The sequence below is a fragment of the Streptomyces eurythermus genome (assembly GCF_014649115.1).
In the GTDB taxonomy this organism is placed as follows: Bacteria; Actinomycetota; Actinomycetes; order Streptomycetales; family Streptomycetaceae; genus Streptomyces; species Streptomyces eurythermus.
This window is the reverse complement of record NZ_BMSK01000015.1, coordinates 201142-224398: the sequence shown is the minus strand read 5'-3', so window position 1 is coordinate 224398 and position 23257 is coordinate 201142. Positions and strand designations below refer to the sequence as shown.

At 73.8% G+C, this 23257-nt stretch carries 21 protein-coding genes; 18 read left to right on the top strand and 3 right to left on the bottom strand.

What is annotated here, in order from left to right; genetic code table 11:
- Position 1: 1 nt before the first annotated feature.
- Positions 2-535 (top strand): YbjN domain-containing protein, encoded by a 534-nt coding sequence (locus IE251_RS27760; RefSeq protein ID WP_030790849.1) that lies wholly within the window; start codon positions 2-4, stop codon positions 533-535.
- Between the two features lie 54 nt (positions 536-589).
- On the opposite strand, the gene IE251_RS27755 is transcribed toward IE251_RS27760, so the two are convergent.
- A complete protein-coding gene (locus tag IE251_RS27755; protein ID WP_189755723.1) occupies positions 590-1774 on the bottom strand; it encodes a pyridoxal phosphate-dependent aminotransferase in 1185 nt (394 codons plus the stop codon).
- An 820-nt stretch (positions 1775-2594) separates the two neighbouring features.
- Between IE251_RS27755 and IE251_RS27750 the strand changes: the two genes are divergently transcribed.
- The 16 genes from IE251_RS27750 (at position 2595) to IE251_RS27675 (ending at position 20105) form a co-directional block, all read left to right on the top strand.
- Entirely contained in the window at positions 2595-3119 is a 525-nt protein-coding gene (locus IE251_RS27750) for a DUF2617 family protein (protein ID WP_030790858.1), read from the top strand.
- Positions 3120-3230: 111 nt separating this feature from the next.
- On the top strand, positions 3231-4865 hold the full coding sequence (locus tag IE251_RS27745) for a polyamine aminopropyltransferase (RefSeq protein ID WP_189755722.1): 1635 nt from the start codon (positions 3231-3233) through the stop codon (positions 4863-4865).
- Between the two features lie 133 nt (positions 4866-4998).
- Positions 4999-5871, top strand: coding sequence for an SRPBCC family protein (locus tag IE251_RS27740; protein ID WP_189755721.1), 873 nt, complete (start codon positions 4999-5001; stop codon positions 5869-5871).
- A 43-nt stretch (positions 5872-5914) separates the two neighbouring features.
- Positions 5915-6703, top strand: a complete 789-nt coding sequence (locus IE251_RS27735) for an aldose epimerase family protein (RefSeq protein ID WP_189755720.1) — start codon at positions 5915-5917, stop codon at positions 6701-6703.
- A gap of 10 nt (positions 6704-6713) precedes the next feature.
- Positions 6714-7265, top strand: a complete 552-nt coding sequence (pyrE, locus tag IE251_RS27730) for an orotate phosphoribosyltransferase (protein WP_030620592.1) — start codon at positions 6714-6716, stop codon at positions 7263-7265.
- A gap of 141 nt (positions 7266-7406) precedes the next feature.
- Positions 7407-8429, top strand: coding sequence for a class II fructose-bisphosphate aldolase (gene fbaA / locus IE251_RS27725; RefSeq protein WP_030790871.1), 1023 nt, complete (start codon positions 7407-7409; stop codon positions 8427-8429).
- A 62-nt stretch (positions 8430-8491) separates the two neighbouring features.
- Entirely contained in the window at positions 8492-9949 is a 1458-nt protein-coding gene (locus IE251_RS27720) for an MFS transporter (RefSeq protein ID WP_189755719.1), read from the top strand.
- An 80-nt stretch (positions 9950-10029) separates the two neighbouring features.
- On the top strand, positions 10030-10443 hold the full coding sequence (locus tag IE251_RS27715) for a DUF3151 domain-containing protein (protein WP_030620585.1): 414 nt from the start codon (positions 10030-10032) through the stop codon (positions 10441-10443).
- Between the two features lie 154 nt (positions 10444-10597).
- Positions 10598-11446 carry a tryptophan 2,3-dioxygenase family protein gene (locus IE251_RS27710; protein WP_189755718.1) on the top strand — a complete coding sequence of 283 codons (849 nt, stop codon included), beginning with the start codon at positions 10598-10600 and terminating at the stop codon, positions 11444-11446.
- Positions 11439-12623 (top strand): kynureninase, encoded by a 1185-nt coding sequence (gene kynU / locus IE251_RS27705; RefSeq protein WP_189755717.1) that lies wholly within the window; start codon positions 11439-11441, stop codon positions 12621-12623. The genes IE251_RS27710 and kynU overlap by 8 nt, the downstream gene beginning before the upstream one ends.
- Positions 12624-12812: 189 nt before the next feature.
- Positions 12813-13745 carry an alpha/beta hydrolase gene (locus IE251_RS27700; RefSeq protein ID WP_189755716.1) on the top strand — a complete coding sequence of 311 codons (933 nt, stop codon included), beginning with the start codon at positions 12813-12815 and terminating at the stop codon, positions 13743-13745.
- Between the two features lie 721 nt (positions 13746-14466).
- Positions 14467-15501, top strand: coding sequence for an alpha/beta hydrolase (locus IE251_RS27695; protein WP_373302056.1), 1035 nt, complete (start codon positions 14467-14469; stop codon positions 15499-15501).
- Between the two features lie 64 nt (positions 15502-15565).
- A complete protein-coding gene (locus IE251_RS27690) occupies positions 15566-16759 on the top strand; it encodes an acyltransferase family protein (protein WP_229896970.1) in 1194 nt (397 codons plus the stop codon).
- Positions 16752-18152 (top strand): sensor histidine kinase, encoded by a 1401-nt coding sequence (locus IE251_RS27685; RefSeq protein ID WP_189755714.1) that lies wholly within the window; start codon positions 16752-16754, stop codon positions 18150-18152. The genes IE251_RS27690 and IE251_RS27685 overlap by 8 nt, the downstream gene beginning before the upstream one ends.
- Positions 18149-18829: a response regulator gene (locus tag IE251_RS27680; protein ID WP_189755713.1), complete on the top strand. Its 681-nt coding sequence runs from the start codon at positions 18149-18151 to the stop codon at positions 18827-18829. The genes IE251_RS27685 and IE251_RS27680 overlap by 4 nt, the downstream gene beginning before the upstream one ends.
- A gap of 55 nt (positions 18830-18884) precedes the next feature.
- The gene (locus tag IE251_RS27675; protein WP_189755712.1) at positions 18885-20105 is read left to right on the top strand and encodes a cytochrome P450; all 1221 of its coding nucleotides are present in this window, start codon (positions 18885-18887) and stop codon (positions 20103-20105) included.
- A 27-nt stretch (positions 20106-20132) separates the two neighbouring features.
- Here the strand turns inward: IE251_RS27675 and IE251_RS27670 are convergent, their stop codons facing one another.
- Positions 20133-20972 (bottom strand): diacylglycerol kinase family protein, encoded by an 840-nt coding sequence (locus IE251_RS27670; protein WP_189755711.1) that lies wholly within the window; start codon positions 20970-20972, stop codon positions 20133-20135.
- Between the two features lie 197 nt (positions 20973-21169).
- On the opposite strand from IE251_RS27670, the gene IE251_RS27665 reads away from it, so the two are divergent.
- On the top strand, positions 21170-22453 hold the full coding sequence (locus IE251_RS27665; RefSeq protein ID WP_189755710.1) for an adenylosuccinate synthase: 1284 nt from the start codon (positions 21170-21172) through the stop codon (positions 22451-22453).
- A 77-nt stretch (positions 22454-22530) separates the two neighbouring features.
- On the opposite strand, the gene IE251_RS27660 is transcribed toward IE251_RS27665, so the two are convergent.
- On the bottom strand, positions 22531-23181 hold the full coding sequence (locus tag IE251_RS27660; protein ID WP_189755709.1) for a putative DNA-mimic protein: 651 nt from the start codon (positions 23179-23181) through the stop codon (positions 22531-22533).
- Positions 23182-23257 lie beyond the last annotated feature (76 nt).

The window sequence follows — 23257 nt, the reverse complement described above, 5'->3', positions numbered from 1 at the left end:
GGTGAGCATCGACCCGTCCTCGATTCCGAACTTCGGGGGCCAGCCCGAACCGCAGCCCCAAGGACCGGCGGGCCCCGTCCTCCCGGATCAGGACCTGGTGAAGCAGCTTCTCGACCAGATGGAGCTGAAGTACGTCGTCGACGAGGAGGGTGACCTCGTCGCGCCGTGGGAGCAGTTCCGCACCTACTTCATGTTCCGCGGGGACGAGCCCGAACAGGCCATCTTCTCGGTGCGGACCTTCTTCGACCGCCCGCACGCCATCGAGGACAAGCCGCGGCTGCTGGAGACCGTGGACGAGTGGAACCGCCGCACCCTGTGGCCCAAGGTGTACACCCACACCCACGAGGACGGCACCGTCCGGCTGATCGGCGAGGCCCAGATGCTGATCGGCACGGGCGTCGACATCAACCACTTCGTCTCCTCCACGGTCAGCTGGGTGCGGGCCGCGATCGAGTTCGACAAGTGGCTGGTGGAGCAGCTCGGCCTGGACCCGGAGGGCGGCGAGGGCGAGACGCCCGAGGGCGACGCCGAGTAAGACGGTCCCCCGCTCCGGCCGGGGCCGTGCCCCCGGCCGGACGCTGCACCGCGCTCACATGGAGCGCAGCCGCTGCGCGGCCTCCCGCAGCACCTCCTCGCGCTTGCAGAAGGCGAACCGTACGAACGGCGCCCCCGCCTGCCGGTCGTCGTAGAAGACCGCGTTCGGGATGGCCACCACGCCCGCCCGCTCCGGCAGGGCCCGGCAGAAGGCGAAGCCGTCCTTCTCGCCGAGCGGCCGGATGTCGGTGGTGATGAAGTAGGTGCCGGCCGGGCGGAACACCTCGAACCCGGCCGCCGTGAGCCCCTCGGCGAGGATCTCCCGGCGGGCCAGCATGCCCCGGCGGAACTCCTCGTAGTAGGAGTCGGGCAGCGCGAGCGCCTCGGCGACCGCGTACTGGAAGGGGCCGGAGGCGACGTAGGTCAGGAACTGCTTGGCCGAGCGGACCGCGCGGACCAGCTCCGGCGCGGCCGTCACCCAGCCGACCTTCCAGCCCGTGAACGAATAGGTCTTGCCCGCCGAACCGATGCTCACCGTGCGCTCGCGCATCCCCGGGAACGTGGCGAGCGGCAGGTGCTCGGCGTCGTCGAAGACCAGGTGCTCGTAGACCTCGTCGGTCACCACCAGCAGGTCCCGCTCGACCGCCAGCTCGGCGACGGCGGCCAGCTCGGCGCGGGTGAGGACGGTGCCGGTCGGGTTGTGCGGGGTGTTGACCAGCAGCAGCCGGGTGCGGTCGGTGACGGCCGCGCGCAGCTCGTCCAGGTCCAGCCGGAAGCGGCCCTCGTGCGGCCGCAGGGTCACCGGCACCCGCCGGCCGCCCGCCATCGCGATGCTCGCCGCGTACGAGTCGTAGTACGGCTCCAGCGCCACCACCTCGTCCCCCGGCTCGACCAGCGCCAGCAGCGCGGCGGCGATCGCCTCCGTCGCGCCCGCCGTGACCAGCACCTCGGTGTCGGGGTCGTAGGCCAGGCCGTAGCGGCGCAGCTGGTGCGCGGCGATCGCGGTGCGCAGCTCGGGGACGCCGGGGCCCGGCGGGTACTGGTTGCCGCGCCCGTCGCGCAGCGCCCGCACGGCGGCCTCCCGGATCTCCTCGGGGCCGTCGGTGTCCGGGAAGCCCTGGCCCAGGTTGATCGACCCGGTCGCCACGGCGAGCGCCGACATCTCGGCGAAGATCGTGGTCCCGAACTCGGCGAGCCGGCGGTTGAGATGAGGGCGTGCGCTGGAGGTCATGCCCGTCATCCTGCGCTCAAGCTCTGGAGTTCCTCAACTCTGCTTTGGCCGCCGGCACGGCCGGGCAATTCCCCGGCACCGCGCGAGAGGCGGTGACAGACGAGGCGCCCACGGGGGGCCGCTTCGGGGGAACGGAAGGAGGGTGGCGCCATGATCGTGGGCATCATCCTGGCGGTGATCCTGGTGGCGTTCATCGCGCTGGGCGGGAGGCGCGGGAACCGGCGGACGAGGCCGGCGCGCGGCAGGGGCCGCGGACGCGGCGGGGCGTACCGCGGGTCGTCGTCCTCGTCGTCCTCGTCGGCATCGGTCTACGGCGGCTCGGCGTCGGACAGCTGGTGGACCGGCGGTGACTCCGGCTCGTCCGGGCACCACGGCGGGCACCACGGGGGACACGGGCACGGGGGGCACTCCTGTGGCGGGGGCTCGTCCTGCGGCGGCGGTTCGTCGTGCGGCGGGGGCTCGTCGTGCGGCGGTGGCGGGGGCGGATGCGGGGGAGGCGGCTGACACGGGGCAGCCGGCCTCCCGGAGAGAGGGGGAACCGCATCCGGGCCGCACCGCGCCGGGCGTCCGCCGGACAGAGATCCGGCAGGCGCCCGGCGTGTCTTATTCACGACCGGCGCACGCCGTAGTTGAACACGTGAGCTGTGAGCCCCCCGAGGGATGGAAACCCAATGAAGTTGGGTAAAAACCCTGTGGCGACAGCCTTGTTCATGGTTCCCTCTAAACGCCAACGCAGCCCCTCGAACGCCCCCTGACTCCGCATTCCGGCCGGGCCGGCTGGGCTGAAATTGGCTGATTTCCCCCCAATGCGTGTTAGCGGAGCCGATCCATGCTCACGACCCTGAACACCTCCTACACCGATACGCGCGCTGCCGACCTCGCCTGGGCCCTGGGCCGTGAACCGCTGCCCGCCCTGGCCACCCTCGACCTCGAACTCACCGGCGCCAGACTCCAGTTGCGGCTGCTCGGCGCCTCCCACCAGGTGCTCCTGGAGGAGGAGCGCGGCAACTGCTCGGAGACGGTCGCGTGCATCCCGGGCTCCAGCACCCCACTGCCGCTGGGCGTCGCCAAACGGGTCGGCGACTGGGAGTACGAGTTCGCCGCCCGCGTCGAGGTGCTCACCCCCGGCTCGTTCGCGGGTCGCGCCCAGGAACTGCTGGCCCTCGTCTCCGACCATCCGCACGGCCTCGCCGGAGTCTTCCCGGGCAGCCCGCACGCCTTCACCGCGATGCTGGCCCAGCGGCACGAGGGCCAGGTGCACTGGCGCACCTGGCACGCCTATCCGCAGGACGGGCAGCTGGTGGCCACCCGGACCCGGGTCGGCGAGCGGGCGCGGGTGGCCCAGCCGGACTGAGCGCCGGGTCTATGCCTTTTCCGGCGACATAAACCCGCAATGCGTCAACCGCCCCCAGATCCACACGTGTGGGTGACGAAGCGTACCCGGGATGTGACGTAACGTCGCAGCGTGATCGAACCGCACGCCCCCGCGCCCCCGGGCGCCCCGCCCTCCTGGACGAGCCCCGCACGGCTGCCCGTCCGGCCCGGCACCGGGCGGTTCCTGGTCCTCGCGTGCGTCTTCGTCTGCGCGGCCTGCGGACTTGTGTACGAACTCGAACTCGTGGCGTTCGCCTCGTACTTGATGGGTGACTCGGTCACCGAGGCGTCCGTGGTGCTGTCCGTGATGGTGTTCGCCATGGGCATCGGCTCCCTCGGCGCCAAACGGCTGCGCCGCCACGCGGCGGCCGGCTTCGTCGCGGTGGAGGCCGCCCTCGCCCTGGTCGGCGGATGCAGCGCCATGGCGCTGTACGCCGTGTTCGCCTGGACCGCCGGCTGGGGCGGGCTCTGGGCCGCCGGACCGCGCTGCCTGCTCGTCGTCTTCTCCCTGGCCATCGGCCTGCTCATCGGCGCCGAGGTGCCGCTGCTGATGGAACTGATCCAGCGCATCCGGCGGCAGGACGCGGGCGGCGCGGTGGCCGACCTGTTCGCCGCGGACTACGTCGGCGCCCTGGTCGGCGGCCTCGCCTTTCCCTTCCTGCTCCTGCCGTTCCTCGGCCAGCTGACCGGCGCGCTGCTGACCGGCACGGTCAACGTGGTCGCGGGCGGCGCCTTGGTCCTCGGCCTGTTCCGGCGCGACCTCGGCCGCCGCGCCCGCCGGCTGCTGCTGCTCACCGGGCTCGCCGTCCTCGGTGTCCTCGCCTGCGCCGCCGCCCTCGCCGGCGACTTCGAGCGGGCCGCCCGGCACGCCGTGTACGGCGGGGACGTCCGGGTGGCCGTGCGGACCGGTGTGCAGGAGATCGTCCTGGCCGGCGGCACCCACGGCCGGCCCCTCGACCTCTTCCTGGACGGCCGGCTCCGCGTCGGCGGCCGCGACGAGCGCCGCTACCACGAGGCCCTGGTCCACCCGGCGCTGTCCGGCCCGCACGCGCGCGTGCTGATCCTCGGCGGCGGCGACGCGCTGGCCGCCCGCGAGGTGCTGCGCCACCGCGACGTCCACCGCCTCGACCTCGTCGAACTGGACCCGGCCCTGGTGGAGCTGGCCCGCCACGACCCCGGTCTCGCCGCCCTCAACGCGCACGCCCTCGCCGACCCGCGCGTCCACGTCACCACCGCCGACGCGCTCGCCTGGCTGCGCGGGACGCGCGGACGGGCGTACGACGTCGTGATCGCCGACCTGCCCGATCCCGGCATCACCGCCAGCGCCAAGCTGTACTCCCAGGAGTTCTACGGCCTGGCCCGCCGGGTGCTGGCCCCGCACGGCCGCCTGGTGGTGCACGCCGGTCCCGTCGCCGCCCGGCCGCGCGCCTACTGGACCGTCGCCGCGACCCTCCGCGCGGCCGGCTTCGGCGTCTCCCCGTACCGGGTGCCGGGCCACGACAGCGGCTTCGCGGCCGGCCCCGACCGCTCGCCGGGCGCCACCCGGGCCCCGCACGACTGGGGCTTCCTGCTGGCGGCCCCCGGCCCCACCCCGCCACCCCTGCGGCTGGGCACCTGGCGGCCGGACACACTGACCCAGGCCCGGCTGACGGCGGACGCGCGCGCCGCCGACCGCACCCGGATCGACGGGCTGCGGGCCTCCACGCTGGTACGGCCCCGGTACTGAGCGCCGTCCCGGGAGGCCGGCGGCCGGCCTCCCGCCGGGCGGGCGGTGGGCGCGTGGGCCAACGGGGGGCCGGGCGCGGAGCGGTCAGCATGCCCGGGTGAGTTCCGGCCACGAGTGGGTAGGCTCCCGGACCATGGAGCACCAGGTCTTCGTCCAGGCTTCCACCGACCGGCTCGGCGCCGCCCTGACCGACCCCGCTCGCGTCGCCCGCGCCGTCCCCGGGCTGCAGCAGGACGCCGGTGCCGAACCGCTCACCGGCCGGCTGAAACTCCGGGTCGGCGGGCACTCCGTGACCTACCGGGGCACGGCCCGGGTGACCCCGCGCGCCGACGGCACGTACGGTGTCGAGGCCGACGCCACAGAGGCCCGCGGCACCGGCTCGGTCAAGCTGTCCCTGACCCTGCGCCTCACGCCCGCCGAGGACGGCTGCACGGTCACGGCCGAGGGCACGGCGACCGCGACCGGCCGGATCACGGAACTCCCGGCGGAGACGGTGACTTCGGCGACGACCAGGCTGCTGAGCCGGTTCCTGGAGTCGTTGGCGGAGGAGGAGCCGGCGGGGGAGGAGCCGTCGGCGGGCGACGAGCCGGTGCCGGACGAGTCCGCGGCGGCGGGTGAACCCCGCCCCTCCGTCTTCGACACCGAGGTCCCGCCGCCCTCCCTGGACCGCGACGCGGACGACCCGGACGGGGACGCGGACGACGGCACCGCGGAGGCCGAGGGCACCGATGGCACCGAAGACACCGGTCCCGTCCACCCCGACGAGCTCGCCGAGGACTTCGCCGCCACCGGGGAGCCGCCCGCCGAGGCCGCGCACGCGCGGCGGACGATGATCGGGCGCAGCGCCGAGGAGGTCGACCACGCCCCGCCGCGCGGCCGGTACGCCCCCGTGCCCGCCCCCCAGACCGTCGTCGGCAACCCGGCCCTGCGCTGGGCGGCGCCCGCCGCGGCCCTCGCCCTGGCCTCGGCGATCGTGGTCACCCGCGCCCTGCGCAGACGACGCTGACCGGCGCCCGCACACCCACCGCGCACCCCAGTAGTGTCGTGCCGTGAGCAACGAAGACATCACGCTGACCGCAGGCGAAGCGGAAGTGCGCGTCAGCCCCGCGAACGGCGGCCGGATCAGCGGGCTCAAGGTCGGCTCCCTGGAGCTGCTGCGGCAGGGCCCGCGCTACGGCTGCTTCCCGATGGTTCCCTGGTGCGGCCGGATCCGCGACGGCCGCTTCCTGGACGGCGGCACCGTCCGCCGGATGCCGCTCAACTCCCCGCCGCACGCCATCCACGGCACCGCGCGCGACGGCGCCTGGCGCACCGCGCGCGTTTCGGCGGACGAGGCGGTGATCACGTACGAGCTGACCGACCCCTGGCCGCACCCCGGGCGCGTCACCCAGGTCGTCGCGCTCACCGAGGACGGCCTGACCCTGACCATGTCCGTGGAGGCGTACGACGACTCCTTCCCGGCGCAGCTCGGCTGGCACCCGTGGTTCAACCGGAACATCGACGGCGCGGACGTACGGCTGGACTTCACGCCCGCCTGGCAGGAGGAGCGCGGCGCCGACCACCTGCCCACCGGCAACCGGACCGACCCCCGCCCCGGCCCCTGGGACGACTGCTTCGGCATGCCCGGCGGCGTCGACGTCACCCTCACCTGGCCGGACCGGCTGGAGCTGAAGGTGGCCTCCCGCGAGGAGTGGGTGGTGGTCTACGACGAGCAGTCCGAGGCCGTCTGCGTGGAACCGCAGACCGGCCCGCCCAACGGTCTGAACACCCTTCCGCGCCTGGTCACCCCGCTGGAGCCGCTGGAGGCGAGTACGACCTGGAGCTGGCGCCGGCTCTAAGCTGGTCGGCATGACGGACGACGTGCGCGGCGCGCTGCTGCAGCAGATCAAGGACAAGGCCGTGGTACACGGCAAGGTGACCCTCTCCTCCGGTCTGGAGGCCGACTACTACGTCGACCTGCGCCGCATCACCCTCGACGGCGAGGCCGCCCCGCTGGTCGGCCAGGTGCTGCTGGACCTGACCGCGGACCTGGAGTTCGACGCGGTCGGCGGGCTCACCATGGGCGCCGACCCGGTGGCCGCCGCCATGCTGCACGCCGCCGCCGCGCGCGGCCGTCGCCTGGACGCGTTCGTGGTCCGCAAGGCGGCCAAGGCGCACGGGCTCCAGCGGCGCGTCGAGGGCCCGGACATCGCGGGCCGCCGGGTCCTGGTGGTCGAGGACACCTCCACCACCGGCGGTTCCCCGCTGACCGCCGTCGAGGCCGTGCGGGAGGCCGGCGCGGAGGTCGTCGCCGTCGCCACGATCGTGGACCGGGCGACGGGAGCCGCAGAGAAGATCGAAGCGGGCGCTGGTGTTCCCTACCGCTTCGCCTTCTCGAAGGACGAACTGGGGCTGGACTGACGATCCGGACGTTCCGGTCTTGACCGGCGCCTGGACCATGGGGTCATGTCTGGGAAGATGGGGCCGACGATGATGTCGCCCCCCAGGTCTAGGTCAGGGCCGTAACGCAGAACCCCTACCCGCAACACAAGGAGCGGACAGATGCCCATCGCAACCCCCGAGGTCTACAACGAGATGCTCGACCGGGCGAAGGCAGGCAAGTTCGCCTACCCGGCCATCAACGTGACCTCCACGCAGACCCTGAACGCGGCGCTGCGCGGCTTCGCGGAGGCCGAGAGCGACGGCATCGTCCAGATCTCGACCGGCGGCGCGGAGTTCCTCGGCGGCCAGTACAGCAAGGACATGGTGACCGGCGCGGTCGCGCTCGCCGAGTTCGCGCACGTCATCGCCGAGAAGTACCCGGTCAACATCGCCCTGCACACGGACCACTGCCCGAAGGACAAGCTCGACGGGTACGTGCGTCCGCTGATCGCGCTGTCCAAGAAGCGCGTCGACGCCGGTCTCACCCCGCTGTTCCAGTCGCACATGTGGGACGGCTCCGCCGAGACCCTCGCCGACAACCTGGAGATCGCGCAGGAGCTGCTGGAGCAGGCTCGCGCCGCCAAGATCATCCTCGAGGTGGAGATCACCCCCACCGGCGGTGAGGAGGACGGCGTCACCCACGAGATCAACGACGAGCTGTACACCACCGTCGACGACGCCATCCGCACCGCCGAGGCCCTCGGCCTGGGCGAGAAGGGCCGCTACCTGCTGGCCGCGTCCTTCGGCAATGTGCACGGCGTGTACAAGCCGGGCAACGTCGTGCTGCGTCCCGAGCTGCTGAAGGAGCTGAACGAGGGCGTCGCCGCCCGGTTCGGCAAGGAGTCCCCGTTCGACTTCGTCTTCCACGGCGGCTCCGGCTCCACCGAGCAGGAGATCCTGACCGCGCTGGAGAACGGCGTCGTGAAGATGAACATCGACACGGACACCCAGTACGCCTTCACCCGCCCGGTCGCCGCCCACATGTTCCAGAACTACGACGGCGTCCTGAAGGTCGACGGCGAGGTCGGCAACAAGAAGGCCTACGACCCGCGTACCTGGGGCAAGCTGGCCGAGGCGAGCATGGCCGCGCGCGTCGTGCAGGCCACGCAGCACCTGCGCTCGGCGGGCAACAAGATCAAGTAAGCGGTACCCCGCGGTGGGCCCGGCGGCTGTCCTTGCCGCCGGGCCCGCTGTATACCTGGGGCATGCCCGACGTCCGGCTGGCCTCGCCCCAGGGCAGGTGGCTGCTGTTCACCACCGTCCTCGGCTCCGCCATGGCGATGCTCGACTCCACCGTCGTCAACGTCGCCCTGCCGCGCATCGGCCGCGACCTGGACACGGGCCTCGCCGCCCTCCAGTGGACCGTCAACGCCTACCTGGTCACGCTGGCCGGCCTGATCCTGCTCGGCGGCTCGCTCGGGGACCGCTACGGCCGCCGCCGCGTCTTCGTCCTCGGCGTGGTGTGGTTCGCCCTCGCCTCCCTGCTGTGCGGCCTGGCCCCGACACCCGGGGTGCTGATCGCCGCGCGGGCCCTGCAAGGCGTCGGCGGGGCCCTGCTCACGCCCGGCTCGCTCGCGCTCATCCAGGCCTCCTTCCACCCCGACGACCGGGGCCGGGCGGTGGGCCTGTGGTCCGGGTTCGGCGGGATCGGCGCGGCCGTCGGCCCGTTCCTCGGCGGCTGGCTGGTGGCCGGGCCCGGCTGGCGCTGGGTGTTCCTGCTCAACGTGCCGCTGGCGGCGCTGTGCGTGCCGGTCGCGCTGCGGCACGTCCCGGAGTCCGCCGGCGCCCGCGCCCGCGGCCGCTTCGACGTCCTCGGCGCCACCCTGGGCGCGCTGGCCCTCGCCCTGCTGACGTACGCGCTGATCGAGGCCCCGTCGGGTTCCCCGGCGGTGCTCCCGGCCGCGGTGGCGGGCCTCGCGGTGGCGGTCGCCTTCGGGTACGTGGAGCGCCGCCGCCCCGACCCGATGCTCCCGCCGGACATCTTCGCCTCCCGCCAGTTCACGGCGGTCAACCTGGTCACCCTGTGCGTGTACGCGGCCTTCGGCGGCTTCTTCTTCCTCGTCGCGCTCCAGCTCCAGGTGGTGGCCGGCTACTCGCCGCTCGCCGCCGGTACGGCCCTGCTGCCCACCACGGCCCTGATGCTGCTGTTCTCCTCCCGCTCCGGCGCCCTGGCCGACCGTACGGGCCCGCGCCTGCCGCTCACCGTGGGCCCGCTGCTGTGCGCGGCGGCGATGCTGCTGATGCCACGGGTGGGCAAGGGGGCCGACTACGCGACCGACGTGCTGCCCGCGCTGCTGGTGCTGGGCGCCGGAATGGTCACCCTGGTCGCGCCCCTGACCGCCACGGTGCTCGCCTCCGTCGACACCGCCCGGGCGGGCCTGGCCAGCGGCATCAACAACGCGGCGGCACGCGCGGCCGGACTGGTGGCGGTGGCGGCGCTGCCGCTGGTGGCGGGGATGGGGCCGGAGGCGTACCGGGTGCCCGCGGCGTTCGACGCGGCCTTCGACCGGGCGATGCTCCTGTGCGCGGGGACGCTGGTGCTGGGCGCGGTCCTCGCCTTCACCCTGGTCCGCCGCCCGGCCCCGGACTGCCCCCACCCGGAATGCCGGACCCACGGCAATGTGACGGCTCCGCCGCTGGAGGGGGGACGGCGGGAGAGGTAGGCCGGGAGGTGTGGGGACGGCCGCTTCCCGTACCCCCTGCCGCCCACTCCCCGTACGCCCCCGTGAGACACACTGAACCCATGACGATTCACCAGAACCTTCTCGGCGGCCCGCCCCCGACCCACCTCCCCGACGACCCGGAGCCCCGCGAGGCCCTCGCCGCCGGTACCGCGCCGGCGGAGGTCGCCGCCCAGCACCCCACCTCGTCCCTCGCCTGGGCCCAGCTGGCCGACGACGCGTTCGAGCGGGGCTCGGTCGTGGAGTCGTACGCCTACGCCCGTACCGGCTACCACCGCGGCCTGGACGCCCTGCGCCGCAACGGCTGGAAGGGCCACGGTCCGGTCCCGTGGGAGCACGAGCCGAACCGCGGCTTCCTGCGCGCGCTGCACGCCCTCGCCCGCGCCGCCCAGGCGATCGGCGAGCAGGAGGAGTACGAGCGCTGCTCCCAGTTCCTGAAGGACTCCTCGCCGACGGCGGCCCAGACCCTGGGCTGACCGCGGGGCGCATGTCACCGGTGTGGCCCGTCTGGCGGCAGGCGGGCCTTGCCGTCCCCCGGGGCATTGCGGAGGATGGCGGGGTGGGGACCGGGGCCCCCGTGCCGGCATCGGCAGGGGCGGACCGCTACCCGGAGTAACACAGGAGACAGCGATGTCCCAACAGGCTCACCACCCTCACCAGGCCGCTGAGCCCGAGACCCCGAATCTGGATTTCGCGGGGACGACGCCGTACGAGGACTACGTCAAGGCCGACGTCCTCACCCACCTCCAGCACACCCTCTCCGACGACCCCGGCGAAATGGTCTTCCTGGTGACCACCCAGGTCATGGAGCTGTGGTTCACCGTGATCGTGCACGAGTGGGAGACGGCCGCCCATGCGCTCCGTTCGGACGACGTACCGACCGCGCTCGCCGCGCTGAAACGTTCCGTGCGGGAGCTGGAGGCCCTGAACGCCTCCTGGAAGCCGCTCGGCCAGCTGACCCCGGCGCAGTTCAACGCCTACCGCGGCGCGCTCGGCGAGGGCTCCGGCTTCCAGTCGGCGATGTACCGGCGCCTGGAGTTCCTGCTCGGGGAGAAGTCCGCCTCCATGCTCGTACCGCACCAGGGCGTCCCGCGCGTCCACGCGGAACTGGAGAAGGCCCTGCACGAGCCCAGCCTGTACGACGAGGCGCTACGGCTCCTCGCGCGCCGCGGCCACCCGATCCCGGACTCCGTGCTGCACCGGGACGTCTCCGCCCGGTACGAGCCGTCCCAGGCCGTGGAGGCCGCCTGGGCCGCGATCTACGGGGGCGACGGGAGCGACGAACTCGCCCGGCTCGGCGAGGCGTTGACCGACGTGGCCGAGCTGGTGTGGCGCTGGCGCAACGACCACCTGGTGGCCACCCGGCGCGCGATGGGCGCCAAGCCCGGCACGGGCGGCTCCGCCGGAGTGGCCTGGCTGGAGAAGCGCGCCCGCAAGAACGTGTTCCCCGAGCTGTGGACGGCGAGGTCCCATGTCTGAGTTGGCCCTGCACGCGGAGAAGCTGGACGCGGAGGACGAACTCGCTTCCCTGCGGGACCGGTTCGTCCTCGACGACGTCGTCTACCTGGACGGCAACTCCCTGGGCGCCCTGCCCGCGCACGTCCCCGGCCGGCTGGCCGACGTGGTCCGCCGCGAGTGGGGCGAACTGCGCATCCGCTCCTGGGAGGAGAGCGGCTGGTGGACGGCGCCCGAGCGGGTCGGCGACCGGATCGCCCCGCTGGTGGGCGCGGCGCCCGGCCAGATCGTCGTGGGCGACTCGACCAGCGTCAACGTCTTCAAGGCGCTGGTCGCGGCGGTCCGCATGGCGGGCGACGACCGTGACGAACTCCTCGTGGACGCCACGACGTTCCCCACGGACGGCTACATCGCCGCCTCGGCGGCCCGGCTTACCGGCCGCACCCTGCGCCCGGTCACCCCGGCCGAGGTGCCCGGCGCGCTGTCCCGCCGTACGGCCGCGGTACTGCTCAACCACGTCGACTACCGCACCGGCCGGCTGCACGACCTGCCGGCGCTCACGGCCGCGGTCCACGCCTGCGGCGCCCTCGCGGTGTGGGACCTGTGCCACAGCGCGGGCGCGCTGCCGGTGGGCCTGGACGAGCACGGCGTGGACCTCGCGGTCGGCTGCACCTACAAGTACCTGAACGGGGGCCCGGGTTCACCGGCGTACCTGTACGTCCGCGAGGAGTTGCAGGACCGCTTCGACTCCCCGCTGCCCGGCTGGAACTCCCACGCCGAGCCGTTCGGGATGAGCCCCGACTACGCCCCGGCGCCGGGCGCCGTGCGGGGGCGGGTCGGCACGCCGGACATCCTCTCCCTGCTGGCGCTGGAGGCCGCGCTCGACGTGTGGGACGGGGTGTCCGTCACCGCCGTCCGTGCCAAGTCCCTCGCGCTGACGGACTTCTTCCTGCGGTGCGTGGCCGCGTACACCGAGCCCGGCCGGGTGGAGTGCGTGACTCCGCAGCGGCACGCGGAGCGGGGCAGCCAGATCGCCCTGCGCTGCCCGGACGCGGGCGAGGTGATGAAGCGCCTGATCGCCCGTGGTGTCGTGGGCGACTTCCGGCACCCGGACATCCTCCGCTTCGGCTTCACCCCGCTGTATGTGGGATTCCGCGAGGTGGAGCGGGCGGCGCGGGTGCTGGGGGAGGAGTTGGCCTAAGGGGTGCCGAGGGGGCGGGGTGACAGGTTCGGGGACCCGGGTGCGGGGCGCGAACCGGTTGTCCCGCTTCCCTCCCGGCGTGCGGGAAATGCCCGTGTCCCCGCACGTCACCGGCCTGGTACCGTCCCGGCCAACGGCCGTTTCCCACCTGGTCCGCCACCCCCGTTTTCGTAGCTGAGAGGTTGGAGCATGCCGGACGACGCCGCAGCAGCCCGCGCCGCCGCCGAAGAGGAGTCGGCCTTCTCGCACCCGCCGGTCGACCCCGACATCACCGCCGCGTACGGCGACCACCCCGACCAGGTGATCGACTTCTACGTCCCCCGTCCCGGCCGGGAGGCCGGCGCCCCCACTGCCCTCGCCCCGCTGGTCGTCGTCCTGCACGGCGGCGCCTGGCGAGCGCGCTACGACCGCCGCCATGTCACTCCGTTCGCGGCCTACTTGGCCCGCAGCGGGTTCGTGGTGGCCAACGTGGAGTACCGGAGGGGCGGCGAGGAAGGCGGGGGCGGTGCCGGTGGTGAGGGGGGTGCCGGCGGTGCCGGTGGTGAGGGGAGTGTGCCCCCCGCCGGGCGCTGGCCCGACACGTTCGACGATGTCGCGGCGGCCCTGGACGCCCTGCCCGCGCTGGCCGGCGAGGTGGTTCCGCAGGCGGACGCCGGCCGTACGGTGCTGACCGGGCACTCGGCGGGCGGCCACCTGGCGCTGTGGGCGGCGGCCCGGCATGTGCTCCCGGCGGACGCGCCCTGGCGTACCGACGGTCCGGCGCCGCTGCGCGGGGTCGTCGCGCTGGCGCCGATCGCGGACTTCGAGGTGGCGGAGAAGCTGGAGGTGTGCGACCACGCGACGCGGCAACTCCTGGGCGGCCAGGCGGTGTTCGCCGAGCGCAGCCGGTACGCGGATCCGGCGCGGCTGCTGCCGACGGGCATCGCCACGACGCTGGTGCAGGGCCGGGCCGATGTCGTGGTGCCGCATCAGGTGGCCGAGTCGTACGCGGAGGCGGCGGCGAAGGCGGGGGAGATGGTCGGGCTGACGCTGCTGGAGGACGTGGGCCACTTTCCGCTGATCGACCCGGCGGCGGACGCCTGCGCGGTGGTGGCGGAGGAGATCGCCCAACTGGCCTGGTGATACCCGTAGTACCTGAGAGCTACGCGCCACGACAGCTCCCTGGCGGGACGCCGGCGACACCCCCCGATCCGTAATTTCCTTCCCAGTCAAGCCCGATGGCCGGGCGACCGGAAAGGAAGCCACCATGGGGACCGGCCCGCGACCCACGACACCTCAGCAGCAGCCGACGCCGACAGGGCCCGACGGGGGTGTTCCGCGCCTGTCACGGATCCCCGCCCGCCAGGCGCGAGCGGAGGGTAAGCCCGTGACGTCGCCGCAGGCGCCGGTGGTGGGGCCGCCCAGAGGCGTTCCGCGCTTGGTGAGGATTGCCGCAGGGTTGGTGCGGGCGGAGGGCAAGCCCGCGAGGTTGCCGCAGGCGCCGGTGGTGGTGGGGGCCTACGGGGGCGTTCTGCATCCGGTGGCGGTTCCCGCAGGGGTGGCACGACCGGAAGGCAATCCGAGGGCGCTCCCGCGGTCGCCGATGGCGGACGTTGGTCACGGGGGCGACCCGCACCCGACGACGATTGCCGCACGGGTGGCCCGACCGGAAAGCAATCCCACGGCGTTCCCGCGGTCGCCGACGGCGAACGCCTCCCACGGGGGCCGCCCGCACCCGACGACGATTGCCGCGCGGGTGGTGCGGGTGGAAACCTCTCCCGCGACGCACCCGCAGTCGCCGACGGTGAACGCTCCCCACGGGGGCCACCCGCACCCGACGACGAAACCCGCACGGGTGGTGCGGGTGGGAAACACCCCCACAACGCACCCGCACGGGAACACGCACCGCAACCCCCACCCCTTCCGCCGCACCCTCCTTCGCCTCCTGCTCCCCACCCTCCTGACCGCCGCCATAGTCCTCCCCCTCGCAGGCGCGGCCCGCCCCACCATCCCCGCCCCGCCCCCCGCGACCCTCACCGCCCCCCTCACCCCCGCGACCCTCCCGTCCGCCTACGAAGCGAACCGGGAGAACGCCACCGAAGCCGCCCGCATGGCCGCCGCCCACGGCGACACCCACCGCGCCGAGGCCGACCGCGCCCTCGCCGCCCCCTCCCGCCACCTCCTCGCCTTCGACGGCCGGGGAAGCGGCCAAGCCACGGAGGTCATGGGCGACTTGGCCCACGCCCGGCACATCGCCGTACTGGTCCCCGGCTCGGACACCACCCTCGACACCTACCCCCGCTTCCACCGAGCCGCCGCGTCCCTGTACACGGCCCTCACCCACCACCCCGCCGAACGCCGGACGCCCGGAAACACCGTCGCCGTCATAGCCTGGCTCGGCTACGAGACCCCGGCCACGGTCAGCACCACCGTCACCACGACGACCCGCGCCGACGAGGCCGCCCCACGCCTCCGCGCCTTCCTCCGCGACCTGCGCACCACGGCACCCGCCGGGGCCCACCTCACCCTCCTGTGCCACTCCTACGGTTCCGTGGTCTGCGGCCGGGCCGCCCCCGGCCTCGCCGCGGACGACATCGCCCTGATCGGCAGCCCCGGCACCGGCGCCGACTCGGCCACCGCCCTGCACACCCGCGCCCGCGTCTGGGCGGCCCGCGGCACCGCCGACTGGGTGGCGCACGTCCCGCACCTCCGGGCCGGCCTGTTCGGCACCGGCACCACCGTCGGCTTCGGCACCGACCCCGTCTCCGCCGCCTTCGGCGCCCGGGTCTTCGACGCGGCCGGCGCCGGCCACAGCGGCTACTTCACCCCGGGCTCGGCCTCTCTCGCCAACCTGGCCCGGATCACCCTCGGCGAGACCTCGGAGGTGACCCGTGCCTGAGCAGACCCCCCGGGCCCACGCCCCGCGCCGCCCCTTGGACGTCCTCCGCCGACGCACCCGCGCCCTGGACGCCTTCCGTCCGCACACCCTCCGCCTGGGCGCCCGGCGTCTGGACGCCGCCACCCCCGCCTCCCGGGACCGCGCGGTCGACGCGCTGCGGGCCCTCGCGATACTCGGTGTCGTCCTCGGCCACTGGCTGGTGACCGCCCTGGTCGCACAGGACGGCGCCCTGCACACCGAGAGCCCGCTGGGCCACCAGCCCTGGCTGGCCCCGGTCTCCTGGCTGTTCCAGACCCTGGCCGTGTTCTTCCTGGTCGGCGGCCATGCGGCGACCCGCAGCCTGGCCACGGCCCAGGCCCGGGGCGACTCCTACGGTCACTGGCTGCGCGCCCGCATGGCCCGGCTGCTCCGCCCGGTCACCGCCCTGTCGGCTCTGTGGACGGTGACCGCCGCCGCCCTGCTGCTGGGCGGCACGCCCCTGGCCACTGTCCACAGCCTGGTGAAACTCGCGCTGTCCCCGCTGTGGTTCCTGCTGGTGTTCGCCGCGCTGACGGCCGCCACCCCGCTCGTCGCCCGGCTCAACCCCCTCTGGCCGCTCGCCGTCGTCCTGCACGTGGACCTGCTCCGCTTCGGTCTGCACATCGGCCCGTCCTGGCTCGGCTGGACCAACCTGGCCGCCGGCTGGCTGGTGCCCTACACCCTGGGCGCGGCCTGGGCCCGGGGCGAGCTGCGGGGCCGCCGTTCGGCCCGGGTCCTGCTGCTCGGCGGTACGGCGGCCACGGCGCTCCTCGTCGGCTGCGCGGGCTACCCGGCGTCCATGGTCGGCGTCCCCGGCGCCGCGGTCTCCAACCTCAATCCGCCGACCCTGGCGGCCGTCACATTCGGCCTGGCCCAGTGCGGTCTGGCGCTGTCGCTGCGCGACCGGCTGCGCCGGGCCGCGGCCCGCCCCCTGGTCTGGGCGGCGGTGGCCCTGGTCAACCTCTCGGCGATGACGGTCTTCCTGTGGCACCAGACGGCGATGATGGCCACCACCGCCACCGGGCTCGTGGCCGGCCGTCTGCCCGGTCTGCACACCACGCCCGACTCCCTGCTCTGGGTGGCGTACCGGCTGGCCTGGCTGCCCGTGTTCGCCGTGGCGCTGGCCCTGTGCCTGGCGGCCTTCCGCCACCGCGAGCGGGGTCCGCGCCGCACGCGCCGCGGTTCGTCCCGGGTGGTCCGCCGCCATCTGCCGCCGAGGAAGTCCCCGCACCATGCCTAAGGTTGTCCCCGTGCAGCCCGAGGACCCGACCACCACCCCCGCCGAGGGCCCTCGTACCCCGCCCCGCACCAGCGCCCGCCTGCGGGTCTGGCTGGGCGAGGCCCCCACCCGCCACTCGCCCCCGTACTCCCGCTACCGCTGGGCCCGACTGCTCACCTACTTCCTGCTCGGCTGGATCGCGCTGACCATCGCGGTGGGCGGCGGCGCCGAGGTCTCCGAGTCCTACGGCATCGCCTTCCCCGTCGCCCTCGCCACCACCGCCCTCCAGGCCGTCGCCCTCCTCCTGGCCGGCTGGCGCCCCGTCCCCGCCTGGGCGCTGTCCCTCGCCGCCGCCACCGTCACCGCCCTGCTGGCCCGCCCCCACCTGGCCGCCCTCCCGCCCGACGGCCCCGGCCCCAACTGGCCCTGGACCACGCCCACGCTGATCGCGCACATAGCGGTCTTCCTGCTGCTCGCCCTGCGCGTCCGGCCGGCCGGCGTGGTGGCCGCGGCCACCGTGACCACCGCGGTGACCTGGGTCCTACAGGCTCTGATGGGGGCGGGCCGCTACTCCGGCACCGGCACGCTGGCGGTGGCCCTGTGCGCCGTCATGGCGGTCACCGGCGGCGCCCTGCGCAGCCGCCAGCAGGCCCGTAGCGAGCTGGTGCAGCAGACGACGATCACCGTGGAGGAGCGGGCCCGCCGCACCCTGCTGGAGGAGCGCAGCCGGATCGCCCGGGAGCTGCACGACGTGGTCGCCCACCACATGTCGGTGATCTCCATCCAGGCCCAGGTCGCCCCGCACCTGGTGGAGAACCCCTCCCCGGAGCTGCTGGAGAACCTCTCCGGCATCCGCGCCAACGCGCTGGAGGCGCTGACCGAGCTGCGCCGGGTCCTCGGGGTGCTGCGGTCCGAGCACCCGGAGAACCCCGAGGACCCCTACGGCCTGGGCGCCCCCGGCACCGGAGCGGCCCCGGACGCCCCCCAGCCCACGCTGGACCGGCTCGGCGCGCTGATCGAGAACACCCGCGCGGCGGGACTGGACGTGACCGCCGAGGTCACGGGCGGGACACGGCCCTACGCACCGGGCGTGGAGCTGTCGGCGTACCGGATCGTGCAGGAGGCGCTGAGCAACGCCCTGCGGCACGCGCCCGGATCCCGGGTGCGGGTCGAGGTCGGGCATCTCCCGGACGGTCTGCGGCTGAGGGTGGACAACTCCCCGCCCCGGCACCCCGTACCGCCGTCCCCGGGCGCCGGGCACGGCCTGCTCGGCATGCGCGAGCGCGTGGCCATGCTCGGCGGCCGTCTCGTGGCGGGCGGCACCGAGGGCGGCGGCTTCAGCGTCACGGCCTTCCTCCCCGGGGACGTCCCGGACCCACCCGACCAGCGCCCGACAGGAGAACAGACCCCATGACGAGCGGTACCGGCAGCATCCGTGTCCTGATCGCCGACGACCAGCAGATGGTCCGGCAGGGCTTCACCGTGCTGCTCAACGCCCAGAGCGACATCGAGGTGATCGGGCAGGCGGTGGACGGCCGGGACGCGATCGCCCGGACCGCCGAACTGGCGCCGGACGTGGTGCTGATGGACATCCGGATGCCGGAGCTGGGCGGCATCGAGGCGACCCGCCGCATCACCGAGGACCACCCCGCCGTGAGGGTGCTGGTGCTGACGACGTTCGACCTGGACGAGTACGTGTACGACGCGCTGCGGGCGGGCGCCTCCGGCTTCCTGCTCAAGGACGCCTCCGCGGACCAGCTGGCCGAGGCGGTCCGGGTCGTGGCCGCGGGTGACGCCCTGCTGGCCCCCGGCATCACCCGGCGGCTCATCGCGGAGTTCTCCCGCCTGGACGGTGGCGGCCGGGCCCCGCTCAGACGGCGCGTCGGCGAGCTGACCGAGCGGGAGACGGAGGTGCTGGCGCTGATCGCGCAGGGCCTGTCGAACGCGGAGATCGCCGAGCGGCTGGTCGTGGCCGAGCAGACCGTGAAGACGCATGTGGGCCGGATCCTGGTGAAGCTGGGCCTGCGCGACCGCACCCAGGCCGCGGTCTACGCCTACGAGTCCGGAGTGGTCCGCCCCGGCGCCCGCTGACGGCGGGCCGGGGCGGAGGCTGGCCACGCGGGGCGGGCCGGGCTAGCGTCCGTCCATGGCAGCTGCTGCGGACCACGCCTTCGACCCCTGGGACCCGGCGTTCGTCGCCGACCCCTACCCGGCCTACGCCGAGCTGCGCGCCCGCGGCCGGGTGATCCGGTACGAACCGAGCGACCAGTGGCTGGTGCCGCACCACGCGGACGTCTCGGCGCTGCTGCGGGACCGCCGGCTCGGCCGCACCTATCTGCACCGGTTCACGCACGAGGAGTTCGGCCGTACCCCGCCGCCGCCCGAGCACGAGCCCTTCCACACCCTCAACGACCACGGAATGCTGGACCTGGAGCCGCCGGACCACACCCGGATCCGGCGCCTGGTGGCGAAGGCGTTCACCCCGCGCACGGTGGAGCGGCTGGTGCCGTATGTGCGGGGGCTGGCCGAGGAGCTGGTGGACACCCTGGTCGGCAACGGCGGCGGCGATCTGCTGACGGACCTGGCCGAACCGCTGCCGGTCGCGGTGATCGCCGAACTGCTCGGCATCCCCGAGGCGGACCGGCCACTGCTGCGGCCCTGGTCGGCGGACATCTGCGGGATGTACGAGCTGAACCCGTCCGAGGAGACGGCGGCCCGGGCGGTGCGGGCGTCGGTGGAGTTCTCCGGCTACCTGCGGGAGCTGATCGCGGCCCGCCGCGCCGAGCCCGGCGAGGACCTGGTCTCCGCCCTGATCGCGGCCCACGACGAGGGCGACCGCCTCACCGGGCAGGAACTGGTCTCCACGGTGGTGCTGCTCCTCAACGCCGGCCACGAGGCGACCGTCAACGCCACGGTGAACGGCTGGTACGCCCTGTTCCGCCACCCCGGGCAGCTCGCGGCCCTGCGCGCCGACCACGCCCTGGTGCCGTCCGCGACCGAGGAGCTGCTGCGCTACGACACACCGCTCCAGCTCTTCGAACGCTGGGTGCTGGACGACATCGAGATCGGCGGCACCACGATCCCGAGGGGCGCCGAGGTCGCCCTGCTCTTCGGCTCCGCCAACCACGACCCGGCCGTCTTCGCCGACCCCGGCCGACTCGACCTCGCCCGCGCGGAGAACCCGCACATCTCCTTCGGCGCCGGCATCCACTACTGCGTCGGCGCGCCCCTGGCCCGTATCGAGCTGGCCGCCTCCCTGACGGCCCTGCTGGAGCGGGCGCCCACGCTCACCCTCGCGGCGGAGCCGGAACGCCGCCCGAACTTCGTGATGAGGGGACTGCGGGGGCTGCGCGTGGAGCTGCGCTGAGCCGGGCGCGCCGTCCCTCGCGGGGATTCAGCGGCCGGCGGGCAGGACGAGGCTCCAGGCGCCCTCCACCACCCGCCAGGTCCGCCGGCGCACCGGCCCGGACACCGCCGAGTCCGTCCGGTAGCGGAACTCCGCCCCGGTGACGGTCACCGTGTGCCCGGAGGCCAGCAGCGGGGTCGCCTCCGCGCCCACCGACAGCGGCCGGACCTCCACCGAGGCCATCCCGGCCGCGCCCGGCGTCACCGACACCGCCTCCACCGGCTGGTCCGTGTCGACCATCGGCCGCCCGTCGACCTCCACCCGCAGCCGGGCCGCGTGCGGGGCGGGCACGGCGGACAGCCGGGCCGGGCGGACGGCGAGGGTGCGGACCAGCGAGCGGTACCAGGGCCGGCCCGAGGAGAGCGGCACCGGGGAGGCGGCGCCCGCCCGCACCGGCACCGGCGGGATGCGCAGCGCGCCCAGCACCACGCCGTCCCCGTCGTCGACCAGCAGGTCCAGCCGCCGCTCCACGCCGTCCAGGACCGCCCGCGCCGCCGCCACCGCGCCGCCGGGCACCCCGAGCGACTCGGCGAGCGCCGTGTCCCCGACCGGCACCACGGACAGCGCGCATCCGGCCAGCTCACCCCGCCGGTGCAGCAGGGTGACGGCCCGCGTCAGCGCCCGGCCGTCCCCCACCACGACCGGCCGCCGCGACCCTCTGCGGGCCAGGGCGCGGGCGAATTCCTCCGGGCCGTCCGGCAGGCACAGCTTGGCCGGCGCACCCGCGCTGAGCACGTCTTTCGCGATCCGTACGGACTCCCCGTCCGCCTGCCGTGCCGCCGGATCGATGATCACCAGCAGCTGATCGGACGTCGCGGAAGTCGCCACCTCGGTCCTGCCTCGCTTCCTCGGGTAGCATCTTTGTGCAAGAGCCCCTTGCGCTATTGCGCCAGGGGCTTCGTCTATTCCGGGGCATCCGGTCCGACGGTTGTGCGACCAACGACGGTCGCGGTGGTACGCGGCGGTGAACGTTACGCCCATGCCCCCGACCTTGGACATGCCCCGCCCGGAAGGGGTGTACGCGCGTGCCCGCACTTGTGCTGCTCGGTGCTCAGTGGGGTGACGAAGGCAAGGGAAAGGCGACGGATCTCCTCGGTGGTTCCGTCGATTACGTGGTGCGTTACCAGGGTGGCAACAACGCCGGCCACACGGTCGTCGTGGGCGACCAGAAGTACGCACTGCACCTCCTCCCTTCCGGAATCCTGTCGCCCGGCTGTACGCCGGTCATCGGCAACGGTGTCGTCGTCGACCCGTCGGTCCTGCTCTCCGAGCTGAGCGGTCTGAACGAGCGTGGCGTCGACACGTCCAAGCTCCTGATCAGCGGTAACGCGCACATCATCACGCCGTACAACGTGACCGTCGACAAGGTGACGGAACGCTTCCTCGGCAAGCGCAAGATCGGCACGACCGGCCGCGGCATCGGCCCGACCTACGCCGACAAGATCAACCGCGTGGGCATCCGGGTCCAGGACCTGTACGACGAGTCGATCCTCCAGCAGAAGGTGGAGGCGGCCCTCGACGTCAAGAACCAGATCCTGACGAAGCTGTACAACCGGCGCGCGATCGCCGCGGACCAGGTGGTCGAGGAGCTGCTGGGCTACGCCGAGCAGATCCGGCCGTACGTCGCCGACACGGTGCTGATCCTGAACCAGGCCCTGGAGGACGACAAGGTCGTGCTCTTCGAGGGCGGCCAGGGCACGCTGCTGGACATCGACCACGGCACGTACCCCTTCGTCACCTCCTCGAACCCGACCGCGGGCGGCGCCTGCACGGGCGCGGGCGTGGGCCCGACGAAGATCAGCCGGGTGATCGGCATCCTGAAGGCCTACACGACCCGTGTCGGCGCGGGCCCGTTCCCGACGGAGCTGTTCGACGAGGACGGCGAGGCGCTGCGCCGCATCGGCGGCGAGCGGGGCGTCACCACCGGCCGGGACCGCCGCTGCGGCTGGTTCGACGCGGTCATCGCCCGCTACGCCACCCGCGTCAACGGCCTGACCGACTTCTTCCTCACCAAGCTGGACGTGCTCACCGGCTGGGAGCAGATCCCGGTCTGCGTCGCCTACGAGATCGACGGCAAGCGGGTCGAGGAGCTGCCCTACTCCCAGACCGACTTCCACCACGCGAAGCCCGTCTACGAGATGCTGCCGGGCTGGTCCGAGGACATCAGCAAGGCCAAGTCCTTCTCCGACCTGCCGAAGAACGCCCAGGCGTACGTCAAGGCACTGGAGGAGATGTCCGGCGCCCCGATCTCCGCGATCGGCGTGGGCCCGGGCCGCGACGAGACGATCGAGATCAACTCGTTCCTGTAGAACGAGCACCCTCACGGGACGCCCTGCCGGTCCGGCCGGCAGGGTGTCTTTCTTTTCCCGCGCTGTTTCCGCCCGGCTCAGCTGAACACGATCATCGAGCCCTGGGCCAGGGAGCGGGTCGCCGCTGTGTGGAGGCCCAGCCAGACGTGGCGTTCGCGGGCGAAGGGGCTGGGGTCGTAGGGGGGCGGGGCCGCCGGTTCCTCCAGTTCCGTGGGGGCCGGGGGCGGGGCGGGTGCGGCCGGGGGGTTGGCCGGGTCGATGCCGATGACGGGGGCCACGTACTGGAGTTCCCGCAACAGGGTCTGGGAGGAACCCAACGGGCCGCCGCCCGCGAGGAGTTCGTCGTTGGAGAGCGGGTGCGGGAAGTCCACGGGGACGTAGGCGCCCGCGTGGTCGTAGTGCCAGACCAGGTGTGACTGCTGGGCCGTCGACTCGAACATCTCCAGCAACTGCTCGTAGTCGCCGCCCAGTTCGTCCACCGGCGTCACCGGCAGGCCGCAGACCTGGAGCAGGTAGGCCCGGCGCAGGAAGTGCAGGGCGTCGTAGTCGAAACCGGCGACGGGGGCGACGTCGCCGGACAGGCCGGGCATGTACTGGTACACCGGCACCGGCGGCAGACCGGCCTCGGCCAGCGCCTTGTCGTACTGCGCGAGTTCCTCGGCGAAGGGGTTGTCCGGGGTGTGGCACAACACGTCCACGAGTGGTACCAGCCACAGGTCACAGGCCAAAGAGGGCTCCTCGCATCGGCGGGCGCGCCGTCACGCGCGGCGGCGGGTGGTCAGGGAAGGGTAGTCGCTGCGGCCC